The organism is Methanoculleus sp. MH98A (assembly GCF_000691865.1).
GTDB lineage: Archaea > Halobacteriota > Methanomicrobia > Methanomicrobiales > Methanoculleaceae > Methanoculleus.
The window spans coordinates 17,176-33,408 of sequence record NZ_JMIO01000028.1 but is presented as its reverse complement, the minus strand read 5'-3'; the positions used below and the strand labels follow the sequence as shown (position 1 = coordinate 33,408).

Genomic DNA, 16,233 nt, shown 5'->3' with positions numbered 1-16,233 from the left:
TTTACGAACATAACAGGTACTATCAGACCGTTATGTGGGGGTGTTTCATGAAAACGGCCTGGCTGCAATTTTCGGCAACCGATGGCTTTTATGGCGATGCCAACCATGATAACTCGCGGAGAATTACTGAAACGAAGGGTGTTGTCGCATCCTATTGTTAAGGTCGGGGATCAACTTCCCCTGCTGGTGGTGAGTACAGGTGCCGGCAATAGTTCCCGGAAGGGGTGGAGCGGGCTTGCCCCTCACCCCTCAGAACAGATCGCATGTGGTGTGCTGAAATGATCCAGAAAAATCCCCTGCTCCCGGCTCTGCTTCTGGTTGCCGTGGCTACGGTGCTGGCGGCAGGTTTTGCGGTTTTCGGACCCGGCACGGAGGTCGCCGATACCACAACCCCGCAGGAGCGGGTCCTGGTCCATATCGACTCTTTCACGGAGAAAAGAGACGCCTCGACCCGGGATCCCGGCGATCTCGGGATCCCGTCGTCAGTCCGGCGCTACGACCTTGTGGTCTACGATACGCAGGCAATCCGGGACCGCCTACTCAGCGGCGAACCGCTGATCGTGTACATCGCCGGGCTGCCCTACACGGCGGACCTGCAGGAGTCGTTGCACGACCCCGAATCCCGCAGTGCGGGGAGGCACTCCTTCTCCGGCACGCTTGACAGGGGGGGCGCGGCGCTTCTGACCGTCAGCGACAGCGTTTTTCTCGCCCTGTTCAGGATCGGTGGTGTCGAATATTACGTGGAGAGCACGAAACAGCACGACACCGTATCTCCAGAGAGAGTTCTCCACTACGTCTACTCTTCCGCCGACGTCGTCCCGGAAGGGCCGCCCGCAATGCTGAGTGGCTACTACCTCATATTGCACAATATCAGCAACGGGAGGGCGGAATATTACGGGTTCGATCTTCCTGCAAACTGGACCGAGGCCGACTTCCGGAGCGCCGGGTACGATATCGCCCGGCTCACTGATGCCGATTTCGCCGAACTCCCCACAGTGAACGAGACCCTCCATAGCGGCGGCCTGGAGGTGCCGCTATCCGAAGACGAGGCGGGACGTATCGCAAAGAGTTACCGGGGGAAGATCGTGGAGTATTGTGGGAGTTACTATCTGATCGACTTCATCGAAAGTTAGGCGGCACCGGGGTGAGGCAGGGGATTCCGGTCCCACGCCCCAGGAGCAGGCGTTTATGCGACTGAGAGAGAAACTACGCCGGTATAGGGGTGGTTCTCCGCCGGCACCGCATCGCAAGGTACCAGAGCACGACCGTCACGCCGAGGAGCGCCTCACCCGCGTAGAGGAGGAGGGGTTCCCGGACGACGCTTCCTCCCTGGACGGCGAAACCGCGGAGAAATGATGTCACGCAGAGCGCTCCGGCCGTCACGGCAACCAGGGACGTGCCGAGGATGATGGTGATCCGGTGATCCCTCCCGGGATGAAGGATCCGCCGCCCCTTCTCCGTCAGGGTGTAGTCCCGCCATTTCCGGGCGCTCGCGTGGGCCACGAGATCCGCGCTGGCGAGAACGGCAAGGTGCTGGTGGACGGTCGACTTTGCAAGACCGAGTCGATCGGCGAGCTCGCTGACCGTCATCGGCCGGGAATCGAGCGCTTTGAGGATCATGACCCGGACGTCGGAGGAGAGAGCGGTGATGTCGTCCCGATCGAGCGCAATTTCTTCCATACCTTGAAATCTCTCCGTCAGCGGGCCTGGCCCGAAACGATCAGGTATTCTTCCGCCAGGAGAGAGAAGCATTCCGGAACCCGGAGGGTTCCGGTAAGGCCGAAAAAGAGGGTATTCGGCGAATCCCGTCACACTGCCCGGAGGGTCGGCGGCAGAACAGGTTCAGGTGCATCTTTCCCCGCTACGACGAACGTCGCCGACGCCCGGGGAAGGCGGGCCCTGTTGTAATCGGGATCGATCGCGTCCCCGCCGGTGAGGGTGGGGCCCGAGGCGACGCTGCTCATCTCCCGGAGATCGAAGATGATCGGCGTGCCGTTCGGGGTCGTGAGGGTATACGGGGCGGCAAGACCGATCGTCAGGTAGAGGAGTTCCTCCGGGCCACCGCACGCTGGAGGGAGATGTCTGGGTGCTGAAACTGGACGATGCCGGGGACCGGGAGTGGTTCACCGTCATCGACAGCGGGAAGTTCGACGAAGCGTTCTCCATCGTCGAGGTCCCCGGCGGCTACGCGATTGCCGGGTCGGTCTCGGATGTGGGCGAGCTCCACCCGACACCGCGGGTCATCCTCCTCGACCGGGAAGGGGCGGTGGCATGGGATACGACCTACCCGACGCCGGACGACTGTCGTGGGACGGGGATCGCACCTGCCGGTACAGGAGGGTTCGCCGTCGCGGCCTCCCGCGGCCTCGTCATCCAGACGGACGCAGATGGGAGCGAGCGGCACCGCACGGACCTTGCCGCGGAGGGGGATTACTGGGCGATCGCACCCTCGGGTGCCGGAGGCTGGATCGCGGCTGGTGACGACCAGGTTGCGAGGATCGACGCTAACGGCAGCGTCGCCTGGCAGGAGCCGGCCGGAGGCGTGAGTCCGGGTTCGATCCCGATTATCGTCCCGGACCCGGCGGGAGGATGCCTCGTCGCCGGGGAAGCAGCAGGGGCGCCCGGAACCGTCATAGCGGCGAAGTTCGACGACCGGGGTGCACCGGTCTGGAACACGACGCTCCGGTGCGATCCTGGAGAGCGGTACCTCCTCTCGGCGGCCCGGCAGGACCCGGCCGGCGGCTACAGCCTGCTTGCCGGGTTCACGGGTGCGGAACCGGCGGGAGTTCTGGAGGTCTCGCTCGGCGAGGACGGGAGCATCCTCCGGCAGAACGCGATAAACGCCTCGGCTCCCGTAACCTGGACTCCTGACGGCGGGTACCTCTCGGCGGCCCTCGCCGAGAACGACTACGGCGGTGCTCAACTCCGGGTGGAGAGGTTCGATGAGGACGGAGCCGCGTCATGGACGTCGACGCAGCGGCTGGACGAGTACAGCAGGGTCGTGGCCCTCATCCCGACGGCCGATGGCGGATCGGCGGTGCTTGGGATGTACATGAAGTACTGATGCGGGTGAGGGTACCGATTTCTGACGTGGAACCAATCCGGCAGGTCCGACGTGTAGACGCGCGCCACAGAAATCGTTTATAGAAGAATGCCGAGATCCCTCTCAACCAATGAGGTGACCGGGTATGCAGGGAATCAAAGTACTCCTGATATTGGCGCTCATCCTCCCGGCGAGTTCCGCCGCGGCTCCGGCGCCCTCCACCGGGGGAACCACGAACTGGCTCGATACCTTCGACGAGTGGGCCGGGCCCCGGGATATGTCGATGTACAATCCGGTCATTGAAACCCCGCAGAGGGTTCCGATCACTGAGGAGATCGCGCGGCAGCACCCCGGCCTGATCCTGCTCGATGAGAACGTGACGTTCCCCGACGCCGGATACGTGGTGGCGCCGGGGCTGCCGTCCGGCCCTACGGTTGACGTGGTCGTGACCGATCCTGCGTACTTCAGTCCGGTCCCGACGGCCGGCGGGGCGAACCTCACAAGCCTTCCGCCCCTCCGGAAGTACGACCTCGTGACCGCCGACCCGGCGGCGTTCGTCGCCGACGCGGGTTCGGGGGGTCCGGTGACGCTCCGCCTCCCCGGCGGGGAGTTCGTGCTCGACCTCGAACCGGTGCCGGGCCCCGTTGCGGAAGGCACCCGGGCCTTCGTCAAGAACGAGTCGGGCACGTTTGAAGTCGCCCTTCCTTCTACATGGCGTTTTGAGGGAACCGTCGCCGGCGAGCCCGGGAGTTTGGCCGCGTTCACCGTTGGCAGCGACGTGATCCTCGGGACGGTCCGGTGCGGCTCGACGTCGCTCGTCATCGGCCAGGCAGGGACGGTCGAGGTCGGCGGGGAGCAGAAGGTCGTGCACATCATTTACGACGAACGGGACGTCATCCCGAAATTCTGGCCCCTGGCTACCGACGTCTGCGTGACGCCGTCCGGGACCGGGGGTTCTCCGGAAGTTACCGGGGCCCGGGTTGCAACCCTCGTAAAGAGCCTGATGGATGCCGTGGCGTTCGGGTCGTGCCGGGGCGGGAAACCGGACGAGTTGGATCCCGCATTCGGCCGAACCGGAGAAAGTGACCCCGATCCGGGGCGGATCTCGTTAGAGCGAGCAAAGCAGATTGCTTCCGATTACATCGAAGAACGGGATAACGGTCAGGATCTGGCACTGGTAACGGCCCGGTACGTAGTTCCTCATGCGGAGGGGCTCCCCGGAGAGTACCTCATACGCTACTCCCGGATTATCGGCGGGGTGCGCTGTCTCTCGGACGGCATAACCGTCACCGTTCATCCCGCAACCGGATGTGTCATGAGTTACTACAAGTCATGGACGATGCCGGAAGGTCAGGTGCCGACCGATGCAGGGGCGAAGATATCGGAATCCGAAGCAGGCGCAATTGTAGCGGACGTTATGACTGAAAACGGTGCCGGAGGGGTCCAGATACTCTCTTCGGAGAAGCAGTGGGTGGACCTGAACTACCCTGCGGGTCTCCAGGAGCCTCACGACATTCGTCTGGCATGGCACGTCCGGTTTACCGACGATTACTATCGGTCGCGAGGGGTGACGTTCCCTGCTGCGGTGTGGGTGGATGCTGAGACGGGGGAGGTTTTCAGGTGTCTTTACAGTCTGGATTAACCTTGCCGTCCTGGTTGCCGGGGCTGGACAAGTAGCTTCCCGGCACAGAAAAGGTATAAGGGCCGGGGAGAAAGTCTCCCGGTGTGGATGCCGGAGCCGGCCCCCCGCAGGGGAGTGCGGCTCTCTTCCGCACCGGATATCCCGAGGAACCATCATGAAGAATATTCTCCCTGCCCTTCTCCTGCTCTGCTGCCTCCTTGCCGCTGCCGGCTGCACCGGCACCGAGGAGACCGTACCGGAACACGCGGGCACGCTTGCCGAGGCCCGCGAGGTCTTCGGCCCCGATATCCCCGAACCGTCCTACCTGCCCGAAGGCTACGCCTTCGAGAGCGCCGTCCGCTCCCCCGACGGCAGTGTCACGCTTACCTACACCGGCACCGCCGGCGACCTCCGGGTAACGAGGCTTTCGGCCGCGGACGCGCCGTGCCCCGGCCCGACGGTCGCCGGGAATGAGGAGCGGATCGTCCAGGGTAACGGCATCCAGGGCCATCTGGTCTACGAGAACGACGACCGTTCGGAGGGCTCTCTCTGGCTGTTCCGGTGGGAGTGGAACGATGCCGCTTTCTGCATGACAGGAAAACTCCCCGTGGACGAGATAACGAAGGTCGCCTCATCGATCGTCGAGTGATGGCCGGAACGGCTATGAGCCGGCTGCTCTCTCACCCCCTCTTCCCGCAGCGCCTCCGTCAGGCGTTCCCTCAGGACCTCAATGGTCTTCTCGAACGTCCGGTTTTTCGGACATATGTCCGGAATGCTGGACGGTCGCCCGGCATTCGGGCACCTCCCCATCCTGCGCAACACCGGTTCCCGGTGCGTTAAGGCCGTTTTTGAGTGGAGTGTCGATCCGAATGACCTGACGTGTAGACGTGCGGCACAGAAAAGATATGTAGAGGAACGTTGACGTCTCCATCGTGAATACCGGGATCGTATCCCGGGATGCACCGGCAGGTGAAGATCGATGAAAGAAAAGCAATTCATAAACGGTACCGGCCGGGGAGGGCTGATCTGCATCGCCCTGCTGCTCTTCATCCTGGCCGGCAGCGGTATAGCGTGCGCATCTCCGGGTGGAGAACCGCCGGCCGATGCGGGGGAGGGCCGGGAGGCCGTGCTGGCGGAGCCCGGAGATACGACGACGTATCACGGTTCCGAAAGTGCGTACAGCATCTTCTACAACCCCGTGCTCCTCGCGTGCGGCCTGGGAGCCGTGCTCGTGCTCGCGGTGGGCTACTTCCTCATCCGGAGGTCCCGCGGGAAGGACGCACCGTGAGCGTGGCTCGGAGGTACGCTCCCCTGCCTCCAGGCACCTGAACGACTTTGGGAGCTGGCTATGGATAAGGGAGGGGCCATTTCCAGGGTACCCGAAAGAACCGGGCATTCCGGGAATGGGATGTTTGATCCCGCCAATCCTCCGGCAGCAACCATGGAGGGCCGATGGACTCAAAGAAGATAATGGGAGTATTGTTGGGGCTTGCCGCCGTGCTCTCTGCAATCCTCTTCGCTTTCCCCCCGGTGAGTACGGATTGTGCCGGTGATGACGAAGCCGCACACGGCGGGATCGACCGGGTCTCCGGGTATGACCGGATGACCCGGATACTGCGAAACGACAGCGAGGTCCGGGATCTGGTCGAGGGAGGCTACATCTTCAAGGGCGGCGTGTTCAACGAGACGGGAGAATCGGTAGCATTCATCAGTCTTCCCCCTCTCCGGCAGGCGGCGTCGGACTCCGGCCCTGCGGCGCGGGAGAGTATCGATGCCTATAGAGTGGTCACCGCCGTTACTGATGCCGGCGGCGAGACGGTCGGCCGGGAGAGCACCGTCAATACCACCGGCTGGGAGAACTACAGAATAATCCTCGACACACCCAACGGGACGGTATCATCCGTTGAACGGGTAGGACAACTGCCCGGACGGGTGAAACAGATCGACGTCACCGCTGTGCCGCGACGTTGACCGGAGCCCATGCGGGAGCGATGCTCTCTCGTCCCCCGCGCGCAGAACAACAACCCTTAAGAGCAACCTTACGAGAGATACTACCTAAGATGCTCGATCAGTTCAAGGGCTGCCTCCTCGGGGCCGCCATCGGGGACGCGCTCGGCATGGCGCGGGAGAGCACGCCGCCCGACTTCCAGCGCCTCCACGAGGGATACCGCCGTGCCTGGCGGGGGCACCCGAACGCCGGGCTGAAACCCGGGCAGTTCACCGACGACACCCAGATGATGCTCCTCGTCGCCGGGATGCTCGCCGACGACGCCTACTCGGAGAGTGCCTACGCTGCCGCCCTTGCCCGGATGTACATGAACGAGGAACTCCGGTTCCCCGACGGCGCCGTGGACGCCGCGTGCCGCCACCTCCTTCTTTCCAGCGGCAAACCGGGGGGTGTCTCCTCCAACACCGCCGGCTGCACCGGGATCGCCGTCCCGTTCGGCCTCCTCTACGGCGACCCCATCGACGTCACCGAACGGGTGGTCCAGGCCTGTAGCGTCACCCACACCCACCCGGCGGCGCATGCGGGAGCGGTCAGCGTCGCGATGCTCGTCCACCACGCCGTCCGCGGCCGCTCCGACGCCCTCGAGCTCGCCGAAAAGCATGCCGGCCTCGAAGACGTCGCCCTCGGCAACAAGATTCGCGACGCCGTCCGCCTGGCAAACGAAGGGATCAGCCTCGAGAGCGCGCTCTCGGTGATAGGAAACGACGTCACCGTCTACCAGACCGTTCCGCTCGCCTTCTTCCTGATCAGCAGGATCAAAGACATCACGGTTCTCCTCACCACCGCGGCGCACGTCGGCGGGAACACCGACACCATTGCGCTCATCTGCGGAGCCTACGCGGGCGCCGTCTACGGGAGATCCGCCCTCCCGCCGGATCTCCTCGAAGGACTCGAGGGGCGGGACGAGATCGAGTCCATGGCCGCCCGGCTCTACGAACGCTACACCGCAAAGCCTTAAGATTCTATAAAAGACACTCTCTTCTTATGGAAATTGCGATTATCGGTGCATCCGGATACACCGGGGGCGAGTTGATGCGGCTCCTGCTGCACCATCCGTCCGCGGACGTCGTCGCCGCGACATCCCGGAAGCTGGACGGCACCCCCGTCGCCTCGGTGCACCCCCATCTCCGGGGTCTGACCGATCTCGTCTTCCGGAACGCCGGAGCCGGCGATATCGACGCCGACTTCGCCTTCCTCGCCGTCCCGCACACCGCGGCGATGAAGGTTGCCGGAACGCTTGCAGAGCGGGGGATCAGGACCGTCGACCTCTCGGCCGACTACCGTCTCCCAAAAGACGTCTACGAAAAGATCTACGGCGTGACCCACGAGGCCTACTTCGAGGCCCCCTACGGCCTCCCCGAACTGCACCGCGACGAGATCCCGGGCGCCTCCTTCGTCGCGAACCCGGGCTGCTTCCCGACGGGGGCGACGCTTGCGGCGGCGCCGCTCGCAAAATTCGCCCACACCATCATCTACGACTCAAAGACCGGGGTTTCGGGCGCGGGAACCTCCCCCTCCGCGACCACCCACTACCCGAACGTCGGCGACAACTTCAGCGCCTACAAGTGGACGAGCCACCGCCACCTCGCCGAGATGAAGCAGGAGGCCGCCCGGCTCGGTTCAACCGCCCGGTGCTACTTCACGCCCCACCTCCTCCCGGTGAACCGGGGCATCCTGACGACGGCCCATATCCTCCTCAACGAGCCGATGGGGCAGGACGAGGTCGAGGCGCTCTATAAGAAGTTCTACGCCGACGAGTTCTTCGTCCGCTACCAGAAACCGACCCTCGCGGCCGTCCGCGGGACGAACTTCTGCGACGTCGCCGTCGAGAGCGAGGGCGACCGGGTCGTCGCGGTCTCGGCGATCGACAACCTGGTCAAGGGCGCAAGCGGCCAGGCGATCCAGAACATGAACCTGATGTGCGGGTTTGCGGAAGACACCGGTCTGCGCACCGCCGGGATGTTCCCCTGAGGTGATGAAGATGAAGGTAAGAGACGTTATGACCCCGGACCCCGTGACCGTCCGGGTCGCTTCAACGGTGAGCGAGGCGGCGGGACTGCTCCGGAAGTACCACATCGGCGGGCTTCCCGTGATGGACGGCGACCGGGTGGCGGGAATCGTCACCGAGACCGATATCCTTTCGCTCCTCGATACCGGCAACCTCTCCGACGACCTCTGGCTCCCCTCGCCGCTCGAGGTGATCGAGGTCCCGGTCAGGGAGTTCATCAACTGGGAGCGGACGAAGCGTGCGCTCACCGATATCGGCAACATGGAGGTGCGGCGGGTGATGAGCAGCCCGGTCATCGCCATCGACGAGGATTCGGATATTGCCGATGCAGCTTCCCTGATGCTCCGCGAGGGGATTGCACGCCTCCCGGTGCTCCGCGACGACAAACTGGTCGGGATCGTCACCCGGGCGGATATCGTCCACGGCCTCGGGGCGTCTTCGGGGGAGAAATCGTGAAGAGCATCTGTGCGGTCGAAGGCGTCACCGCCGCGGGGATCAGGGAAGGCAAATTCGGGCTTGCCCTGATCCGGGCGAGCGGGACCGCGGCCGGGGTCTTTACGTCGAATAAGGTGCGGGCGGCCCCGGTCGAGGTGATGATGGAGCGGATAGAGAGGGGTGCCCTTGACGCCGTCGTCGTCAACAGCGGGTGCGCGAACGCCTACACCGGCGAGCGGGGCTACCGCGACGCGGTGGAGATGTGCGAGATCGCGGCCGGCGCGCTCAACCTTGCACCGGGGTCGGTCGGCGTCGCGAGCACCGGGGTGATCGGGCGCTACCTTGACCTGCCCCTCATCCGGGACCAGTGCGGGCGTGCGGCCCCACTCCTCGCCCGGAGTGCCGACGCCGAGGATGCGGCGGCGAAGGCGATCATGACGACCGACACCTTCCCCAAACACGCCCTATTCGAGACGGAGACGTTCTCCGTCGGCGGGATCACCAAGGGAAGCGGGATGATCGCCCCGAACATGGGGACGATGCTCGCGTTCATCTACACCGATGCCGAGGTCGAGGCCCCGGTTCTCCGGGATATCCTCCAGCAGGCGACCCGGCGGTCGTTCAACCGGGTGGTTGTCGACGGCGACACGAGCACGAACGACGTCTCCCTCTGCACCGCGACCGGCGCCGCCGGCCGGGTTGACCGGGCCGAGCTCGCGAGGGCCGTCGAGGTTGTCTGCCGCGACCTTGCCGTCCAGATCGCCCGCGACGGCGAAGGAGCGACGAAACTCCTCGAGGTCACCGTCCGCGGCGCTCCCGACGAGGACGCCGCCGCCGCCGTGGCGCGGACGGTCGTCGCCTCCCCGCTCGTCAAGACCGCCGTCTACGGCGAAGACCCCAACTGGGGCCGGGTGGTCGCGGCGGCGGGACGGGCCGGTGTGGAGTTCGACCCCTACGCGGTCTCGCTCCGGGTCGGGGAGATACCGCTCGTCCTCCGCGGCGAGATCGTCGCCGATCTCGGAGCGGCGAAGGCCGCGATGCGCGGTGCGACCGTCGCGTTCGACCTCGACCTTGCTGCCGGCGACGGAAAGGCGACGGCGTGGGGGTGCGACCTCACCGAGAAGTACGTAGAGATCAACGGGAAGTACACGACATGAAACGAGAAGACGTGCTGATGGAGGCACTCCCCTACATCCAGAAGTTTTACGGCAAAACGATCGTGATCAAGCTCGGTGGCCACGCGATGGTCGACCAGAGCATTCTCGAGACGGTGATCCGGGACGCCGTCCTTCTCCGCTACGTCGGGATGAAGGTCGTCCTGGTCCACGGCGGGGGCCCGGAGATCACCGCGAAGATGCAGGCGATGGGCAAAGAGCCCAAATTCGTCGGGGGGCTGCGGATCACCGATCCCGAGACGCTCGAGATCGCCCAGATGGTTCTCGTCGGCAAGATCAACGACGGCATAGTCTCTCTCATCGCGAATTGCGGCACCCGTGCGGTCGGGATCTCCGGCAACGACGGCAACCTCCTCATCGCCCGGAAGATGGATCCCCAGCGGGTGCAGGTCGGCGAGGTCATGCAGGAGGTGGATCTCGGCCAGGTCGGCGAGATCGAGGAGGTCGATCCCGAGGTGCTCCACTGCCTCCTCGCCCAGAACTACATCCCGGTGGTGGCCCCGATCGCCATCGACCGGCAGGGCCGGAGCCTGAACATCAACGCCGACACGGCGGCCGCCGAGATCGCGATTGCTCTGGGCGCGTTCAAACTGGTCAACCTCACCGACGTCGACGGGGTGATGGACGCCGACCGGACGACGGTCTACCACCGCCTCGCGCTCACCGAAGCGGAGGCGATGATCGGTGCGGGGGTCATCGCCGGCGGGATGATCCCGAAACTCGAAGGATGCATGAAAGCGGTCAGGAACGGTGTCGCGAGCGCCCACGTCGTGAACGGCAACCGGGAGCACAACCTGCTCCTCGAGCTCTTCACCGACCAGGGCGTCGGGACGATGCTCACCCTGTAACTCTTTTTTTCCTCTCACGGCAGGTTGCCGTCCCCGCTGCACTCCCGCTGCCGCTCCTCGTTCATCTCGACCAGGATCTCAAAGATCCTCCGCACGGCGACCGGGTCGATCCGGCTCTCGACGGCGTAGGTGAAAACCCGGTCGAGGACTGTCTTCCGTTGCGCCGGATCATGGATGGAAAGACCCGTCTCCTGCTTGATCCTCGCGACCTGCGTTGCGAGTTTCTGCCGTTCCGCAACCAGATCGATGATTCTCTCGTCGATCTCGCGGATCTCGTTCCTGACGGCATCTAGAGTCATACTACATGATTGACCGCGACCGGGGAATAAACCTGACGGGTCGCGCCCCCGGTGAGGCGAAGGATATTATCGTGCCGGGACAAACCTGGTACCGAATATGCTCGAACGAATACCGCTGCGCGAACGCCGGGATCTCCTGATCGCGTGGCTTGCCATCTCGGTCGCCTTCACCCTGATCTTCATCAGGGGCATGGTCTCCCTTGACGTTCTCGTCTTCTACTTCGCGATGTCGCTCGTCACGGTGGGCGTCGCCTTCGTCCTGCACGAGCTGGCGCATAAGTTCGCCGCGATGCGCTACGGTTACTGGGCTGAGTTCCAGAAGGACAACCAGATGCTCCTCGTCGCCGTGGTGATGGCGGCGCTCGTCGGGGTCGTCTTTGCGGCGCCAGGAGCGACCTACGTCTACGGGAACGCGACACGGACGGAGAACGGACGGATATCGGCGGCGGGCCCGATCACGAACCTCCTCCTCTGCATACCGTTTGCGGCGCTGATGCTCTTCGGTGGCGGCGGGCTCCTCGCACTCGTGGGTCTCGTCGGGCTCCGGATCAACGCGATGATCGCGACCTTCAACATGCTCCCGATCAGCGTGCTCGACGGGCGCAAGGTCCTCGCCTGGAACCCGGCCGTCTTCGCCGTGCTCATGGCCGCCTCCGCCGGGCTCCTCTTCTGGTCACTTACACTGCCTCTCGTCTGGCCAAGCTCACTCTCTCTCTTCTGAGGGACCTGCCCCTTTTTTCAGGCCCGTTTCAGCGAGAACCGGAACGCCGCGCCGCACTCCGGACGGCCCGGTACCCGGTCGTCGATCCGGATCCGGCCGCCGTAACGCGTAACAAGCATCCGGGTGATGTAGAGCCCGAGGCCCTGGCCGCTTTTGCGCTGTCTGCTCTGCCCGAACCGCATGAATATGGCATCTTTCATCGCATCAGGTATCCCCGGCCCGGTATCCTCGACAGAGACCACGACCTCGCCGTCGTTCTCCTCCACCCGGACGGTGATCTCGACCTCCGCCCCCCCGAACTTGATGCTGTTGCCGATGAGGTTCGTGAAGACTTCGGGGAGGAGCGCGTCGGCCATGACCGCAAGATTCGTGGCGCCGTAACGGATCCGGCTCCCGGAGAAGATCGCGATCTCGTCCCGGATCACCCGATCAAGGTCTACCGGAACGAGCACGGTCGATTCCTTGTGGATCCGGCGGATGGTCGAGACGTTCCGCAGGATCTCGATGCTTTTGCGGATACTGCTCTGGAGTTTCTGTGCGTAGCCTTTTCCCTCCCCCTCGAGCATATCGACGAGGAGGTCGGTGTAGAGGCCCGAGACGTTCTCGGCGTTCCTGATGTCGTGGCTGAGGATGTCCAGGTAGAGGTTCGCCTCCCGTTCGGCCATCTCCAGCTGCTGGATCAGTATGGTGCGCTCGACGGAATTACCGATCTCCCTCCCGATGGCTGTAAGAAGAGACCGGTCGGCGTCGCTGAACCGCCTGTCATCCCGGGAGGCCACATTCAGGGCCCCGATTATCCTGCCGTGCGCTATAATCGGGATGCTGGCGTAGGTGTGCGGCGTCTCGCCGCTTTCCTCGGTGCACTCGTCGGGAAAGAGGGTCTCTCCTGCAACCAGCACCGTTGCGTAGGGCGCGAGGGTGATATCCGGGATGCATGGCTGCGCAGGAAAGCTCTCCGGGAGGCCCTGCACGCAGACGAGCCGGGCGCTCTGCCCCCCCGGCTCGATCAGGTAGATGCCGCCGCCCGGGAGATCGAGGAGGGCGAGGACTGCCGCGAGCACTTTCTCCAGCGCCTCCTCGATGTCCGTTGCGGACGCCGATACGCCGATGATCCGGTTTAAGACCGAGAGCTCGCGATTATGGGCCTGGATCTCGGCTTCGGCCTCTTTCTGGCTGGTGATGTCGGTGAACGAAGCCGTGATACAGAGGGGAACCCCATCGCTGTCCCGGACCAGAATCCCGGAGAACATGGCGTAAAACACCGTGCCGTCCCGCCTTCTGCCGATCCGCTCGCCGGTATACCTGCCGGTGCGGGCAACTTTCTCAAACGTGTTCCGGGCCTCCTCCTCGTTCTGCCAGAGTTCCGTGACCTGCTTCCCGATCGCCTCGGCGGGGGAGCCGTAGCCCCACATGGTGAGAAACGCCTGGTTGACGTAGGTCAGGCGGCCGTCGAGGTCGGCGACGGTGAACGCGCTCGGCGACGACGCTATCGCCATATCCCTGATCCGGAGTTCCTGCTCGGCCAGCTTGCGTTCGGTGATGTCGATCCCCGAACCCATGGTGCAGATCCGCCTGCCCGCTTCATCGGTGACGACGGTGAGGGAGAGCTGCATGGGGAAGGCCGTTCCGTCTTTTCGTCGTGATTTCACCTCGCCCGACCAGGCGCCGTTCCGGACGAGTTCCTCCCGGATCTGGCCCATCTCCCCCGGGTCCCCCCAGAGCACCGAGACGTTCTGCCCGACGATCTCCTCCTCCTCCCACCCGTGTATGGCGAGAGAGGCGCGGTTGGCGTAGATGATCTTCCCGTCGTGGTCGGAAAGCGAGATGCCTTCGAGCGCCGAGGCTATCGCCATATCCTTGATCCAGAGTTCGAGTTCGGCCTGCCGCTGCCGGGTCACGTCGCGGAGGAAGTAGAGCGTTCCGGTAACCCGTCCGGAATCGTCGTGTAAGGTGCTGAGCGTCTCGTCGACGGATATGACCTCGCCGCTCCTCTTGTAGTGGCTGACGACGCCGCGCCAGGTTCCTGACGATCCGAGAGCGTTTTTCGCCGCCTCTTCGTCTTCCGGACGGAGCCACTCGACGGTGAAGAGTTCCGAGGCGTGCCGGCCGAGCGCCTCACCGAGAGGGAGACCGTAAAGGCGCTCTGCTGCCGGGTTCATGTAGGTGATCCGTCCATCCGTGTCGGCCGCTATCACGGCGTCCTCCACCTGCGAGAGCACCTGGGACTGGAACCGGAGTTGCTCTTCCGCCCGTTTCCGTTCGGTGACATCGCGGCTGATCCCGAGCAGGTTCCGGACGGTGCCGTCGCTTCCCGGCATCGGGATGAGGCGCGTCTCAAGCCACACCTCCCCGCCATCACCGGGGATCTGCCCCTCTGCGGTGAAGATCTTCCCTGGAGACTCCGCTACGGCCCGGAGCACCGGAAGCCACCCTTGAACGATATTGGGCGGAAACAGTTCCCTGATGTTCTTTCCCTGCAGGCTCTCCGGGTCTGCGCCGACCAGGCGGCCGCCGGCACCGTTCACGAATAGGATATCCCCGTCCATGCCTACGAGGAAGATGACGTCCGGTGCAAACTCCGTAAGCATCCGGTAACGCTCCTTGCTCTCCCGGAGCGCCCGGGCCATGCGTGTCTCCTCGCTGATATCGACGGCGGTGGCCATGATGCAGATCGGGGTTCCGGAATCATCCTTGAGGAGCGTCGCGGTCACGTGGGCAACAAACTCCGTTCCGTCGGCCTTCTTGCCGGTCAGTTCTCCGGTAGCCCTCCCCCGTTCCGCGAACGTCGCAAGCACCCGCTCGACCTTGGCCGGTTCCACCCAGAATTCCGTGAGATGCCGGCCGATAACCTCCCCCGGGTCGGTCAGCCCGCCCAGTGCGAGCAGTGATGGGTTGACGTGCGTGATGTAGCCGTCGAGGTCCGCGATGGCGATCGCGGCAAACGACGACTCAAGCGAGATCTTCCCGATCAGGAGTTCTCGCTCCGCCCGTTTCCGTTCCGTGATATCGGTATGCGTCCCCGCGATCCGGAGCGGCGTCCCGCGGGCATCGCGCTCGACCACCCGGAGCCGGTCGAGCACGTAGACCCACTCTCCCGATGCGGACTTCATCCGGAACTCCATCTCGCAGCGGTCGCGAACTCCTGCGGCCATCCCGGTGAGGGTCGCCTCGACGCGATCGCGGTCCTCCGGGTGGACGAGCGCGAGGATGGCGGGGAGCGTGGGCGCGAACGCCCCGGGTTCATAGCCGAGCATCGTGAAGGTCCGCGGGCTGTAGTAGATCGTGCCGGCGCCGACGTCCCAGTCGACCAGTCCGTCCTCTGCCGCCGAGAGCGCCAGGTTCAGCCGTTTTTCGCTCTCCTGCAGCGCTCGCTCCGCGCGGTTCCGCTCGGTCACGTCGAGGAGCGACATCACCGAGCGGGCCGTCCCCGGGATCAGGCCGATGGTGGCCTCGACGGCGTGAAGGGTGCCGGAACGGTCGATGAACGTGAAGGAGTAGTTCTTCGGCGCGGCTGCAGGATCCTTCCGGCGGAGGTTGTGATACTCCATGATCTGCCGGCATTCTTCCCCCGGGGCGATGAAATCGGCCAAACGCTTTACTCCGGTGACATCCTGCCGCGGATACCCGGAGAGCCGCTCGAACTCGGTGTTCGCCACTGAGATAGTGCCGTCGCCTTCGATGAGGATCGTCGCCGTCCCGGTGTACTCGACGATTGCCTCGTAATCCCCGGTGTCAGGGGCTTCCCGGAGCCGGAGCACCCAGTTCTTCCCGGACGGCGTTCTCCACCCCGAGCAGCGGTATCCCCGTTCTCCACCGTCCGGGCCCCTGAACCGGCACTCGAACTCCAGCGTCCCGTTTCCGGGTGCCGCAAGAATTTTATCGGCAAGATCGCTCACCGCCCCCGCCTGCCCGGGTTCGGTCTCATGCACGCCGAGCATCCGGCGGGAGGCCGTATTCACCCAGATTATGCGGGCATCCTCATCGAGCACCAGGACCGCGTCTTCCATACCTTCGAGTACCCGGTAGTCCGGCTGCGCGCCGTGCAGACGCTCCGGAGGGTCGACGGGGGCCACGC

Annotated in this window: 16 protein-coding genes; 12 read left to right on the top strand and 4 right to left on the bottom strand. The window is 64.4% G+C overall.

What is annotated here, in order from left to right; translation table 11 throughout:
* Positions 1–278 precede the first annotated feature (278 nt).
* A complete protein-coding gene (locus EI28_RS05115) occupies positions 279–1,133 on the top strand; it encodes a hypothetical protein (RefSeq protein WP_011842995.1) in 855 nt (284 codons plus the stop codon).
* 73 nt (positions 1,134–1,206) lie between these two features.
* On the opposite strand, the gene EI28_RS13125 is transcribed toward EI28_RS05115, so the two are convergent.
* Positions 1,207–1,680, bottom strand: a complete 474-nt coding sequence (locus EI28_RS13125; protein ID WP_052291837.1) for a winged helix-turn-helix domain-containing protein — start codon at positions 1,678–1,680, stop codon at positions 1,207–1,209.
* 128 nt (positions 1,681–1,808) lie between these two features.
* Positions 1,809–1,964, bottom strand: a complete 156-nt coding sequence (locus EI28_RS14740) for a hypothetical protein (RefSeq protein WP_231476596.1) — start codon at positions 1,962–1,964, stop codon at positions 1,809–1,811.
* A 122-nt stretch (positions 1,965–2,086) separates the two neighbouring features.
* On the opposite strand from EI28_RS14740, the gene EI28_RS05105 reads away from it, so the two are divergent.
* The 10 genes from EI28_RS05105 (at position 2,087) to argB (ending at position 11,138) form a co-directional block, all read left to right on the top strand.
* Positions 2,087–3,064, top strand: a complete 978-nt coding sequence (locus EI28_RS05105) for a hypothetical protein (RefSeq protein WP_048113222.1) — start codon at positions 2,087–2,089, stop codon at positions 3,062–3,064.
* A gap of 124 nt (positions 3,065–3,188) precedes the next feature.
* Positions 3,189–4,685, top strand: coding sequence for a hypothetical protein (locus EI28_RS05100; RefSeq protein ID WP_048113221.1), 1,497 nt, complete (start codon positions 3,189–3,191; stop codon positions 4,683–4,685).
* A 154-nt stretch (positions 4,686–4,839) separates the two neighbouring features.
* The gene (locus EI28_RS05095; protein WP_011843002.1) at positions 4,840–5,313 is read left to right on the top strand and encodes a DUF4367 domain-containing protein; all 474 of its coding nucleotides are present in this window, start codon (positions 4,840–4,842) and stop codon (positions 5,311–5,313) included.
* Positions 5,314–5,643: 330 nt separating this feature from the next.
* Positions 5,644–5,952: a hypothetical protein gene (locus EI28_RS05090; RefSeq protein ID WP_048113220.1), complete on the top strand. Its 309-nt coding sequence runs from the start codon at positions 5,644–5,646 to the stop codon at positions 5,950–5,952.
* Positions 5,953–6,116: 164 nt separating this feature from the next.
* Complete coding sequence (locus EI28_RS05085; RefSeq protein WP_155937257.1) at positions 6,117–6,635, top strand: hypothetical protein; 519 nt, start codon at positions 6,117–6,119, stop codon at positions 6,633–6,635.
* Positions 6,636–6,724: 89 nt separating this feature from the next.
* Positions 6,725–7,630, top strand: a complete 906-nt coding sequence (locus EI28_RS05080) for an ADP-ribosylglycohydrolase family protein (protein ID WP_048113217.1) — start codon at positions 6,725–6,727, stop codon at positions 7,628–7,630.
* 26 nt (positions 7,631–7,656) lie between these two features.
* Positions 7,657–8,643, top strand: a complete 987-nt coding sequence (gene argC, locus EI28_RS05075; protein WP_048113209.1) for an N-acetyl-gamma-glutamyl-phosphate reductase — start codon at positions 7,657–7,659, stop codon at positions 8,641–8,643.
* Between the two features lie 10 nt (positions 8,644–8,653).
* Positions 8,654–9,136, top strand: a complete 483-nt coding sequence (locus tag EI28_RS05070) for a CBS domain-containing protein (RefSeq protein WP_048113225.1) — start codon at positions 8,654–8,656, stop codon at positions 9,134–9,136.
* A complete protein-coding gene (gene argJ, locus EI28_RS05065; RefSeq protein ID WP_048113208.1) occupies positions 9,133–10,272 on the top strand; it encodes a bifunctional glutamate N-acetyltransferase/amino-acid acetyltransferase ArgJ in 1,140 nt (379 codons plus the stop codon). Before EI28_RS05070 ends, argJ begins: the two co-directional genes overlap by 4 nt.
* The gene (argB, locus tag EI28_RS05060) at positions 10,269–11,138 is read left to right on the top strand and encodes an acetylglutamate kinase (RefSeq protein ID WP_048113207.1); all 870 of its coding nucleotides are present in this window, start codon (positions 10,269–10,271) and stop codon (positions 11,136–11,138) included. Before argJ ends, argB begins: the two co-directional genes overlap by 4 nt.
* A gap of 14 nt (positions 11,139–11,152) precedes the next feature.
* Here argB and EI28_RS05055 read toward each other — a convergent pair whose 3' ends face one another.
* On the bottom strand, positions 11,153–11,437 hold the full coding sequence (locus EI28_RS05055) for a chorismate mutase (protein ID WP_048113205.1): 285 nt from the start codon (positions 11,435–11,437) through the stop codon (positions 11,153–11,155).
* A 97-nt stretch (positions 11,438–11,534) separates the two neighbouring features.
* On the opposite strand from EI28_RS05055, the gene EI28_RS05050 reads away from it, so the two are divergent.
* The gene (locus EI28_RS05050) at positions 11,535–12,158 is read left to right on the top strand and encodes a site-2 protease family protein (RefSeq protein WP_048113203.1); all 624 of its coding nucleotides are present in this window, start codon (positions 11,535–11,537) and stop codon (positions 12,156–12,158) included.
* Between the two features lie 17 nt (positions 12,159–12,175).
* On the opposite strand, the gene EI28_RS05045 is transcribed toward EI28_RS05050, so the two are convergent.
* Entirely contained in the window at positions 12,176–16,231 is a 4,056-nt protein-coding gene (locus tag EI28_RS05045) for a PAS domain S-box protein (RefSeq protein WP_231476595.1), read from the bottom strand.
* Positions 16,232–16,233: the final 2 nt, after the last annotated feature.

Coding starts and splice junctions, on each gene's coding strand:
- EI28_RS05115 (WP_011842995.1), top strand. CDS start 279: ATGATCCAGAAAAATCCCCTGCTCCCGGCTCTGCTTCTGGTTGCCGTG.
- EI28_RS13125 (WP_052291837.1), bottom strand. CDS start 1,680: ATGGAAGAAATTGCGCTCGATCGGGACGACATCACCGCTCTCTCCTCC.
- EI28_RS14740 (WP_231476596.1), bottom strand. CDS start 1,964: ATGAGCAGCGTCGCCTCGGGCCCCACCCTCACCGGCGGGGACGCGATC.
- EI28_RS05100 (WP_048113221.1), top strand. CDS start 3,189: ATGCAGGGAATCAAAGTACTCCTGATATTGGCGCTCATCCTCCCGGCG.
- EI28_RS05095 (WP_011843002.1), top strand. CDS start 4,840: ATGAAGAATATTCTCCCTGCCCTTCTCCTGCTCTGCTGCCTCCTTGCC.
- EI28_RS05090 (WP_048113220.1), top strand. CDS start 5,644: ATGAAAGAAAAGCAATTCATAAACGGTACCGGCCGGGGAGGGCTGATC.
- EI28_RS05085 (WP_155937257.1), top strand. CDS start 6,117: ATGGACTCAAAGAAGATAATGGGAGTATTGTTGGGGCTTGCCGCCGTG.
- EI28_RS05080 (WP_048113217.1), top strand. CDS start 6,725: ATGCTCGATCAGTTCAAGGGCTGCCTCCTCGGGGCCGCCATCGGGGAC.
- argC (WP_048113209.1), top strand. CDS start 7,657: ATGGAAATTGCGATTATCGGTGCATCCGGATACACCGGGGGCGAGTTG.
- EI28_RS05070 (WP_048113225.1), top strand. CDS start 8,654: ATGAAGGTAAGAGACGTTATGACCCCGGACCCCGTGACCGTCCGGGTC.
- argB (WP_048113207.1), top strand. CDS start 10,269: ATGAAACGAGAAGACGTGCTGATGGAGGCACTCCCCTACATCCAGAAG.
- EI28_RS05055 (WP_048113205.1), bottom strand. CDS start 11,437: ATGACTCTAGATGCCGTCAGGAACGAGATCCGCGAGATCGACGAGAGA.
- EI28_RS05050 (WP_048113203.1), top strand. CDS start 11,535: ATGCTCGAACGAATACCGCTGCGCGAACGCCGGGATCTCCTGATCGCG.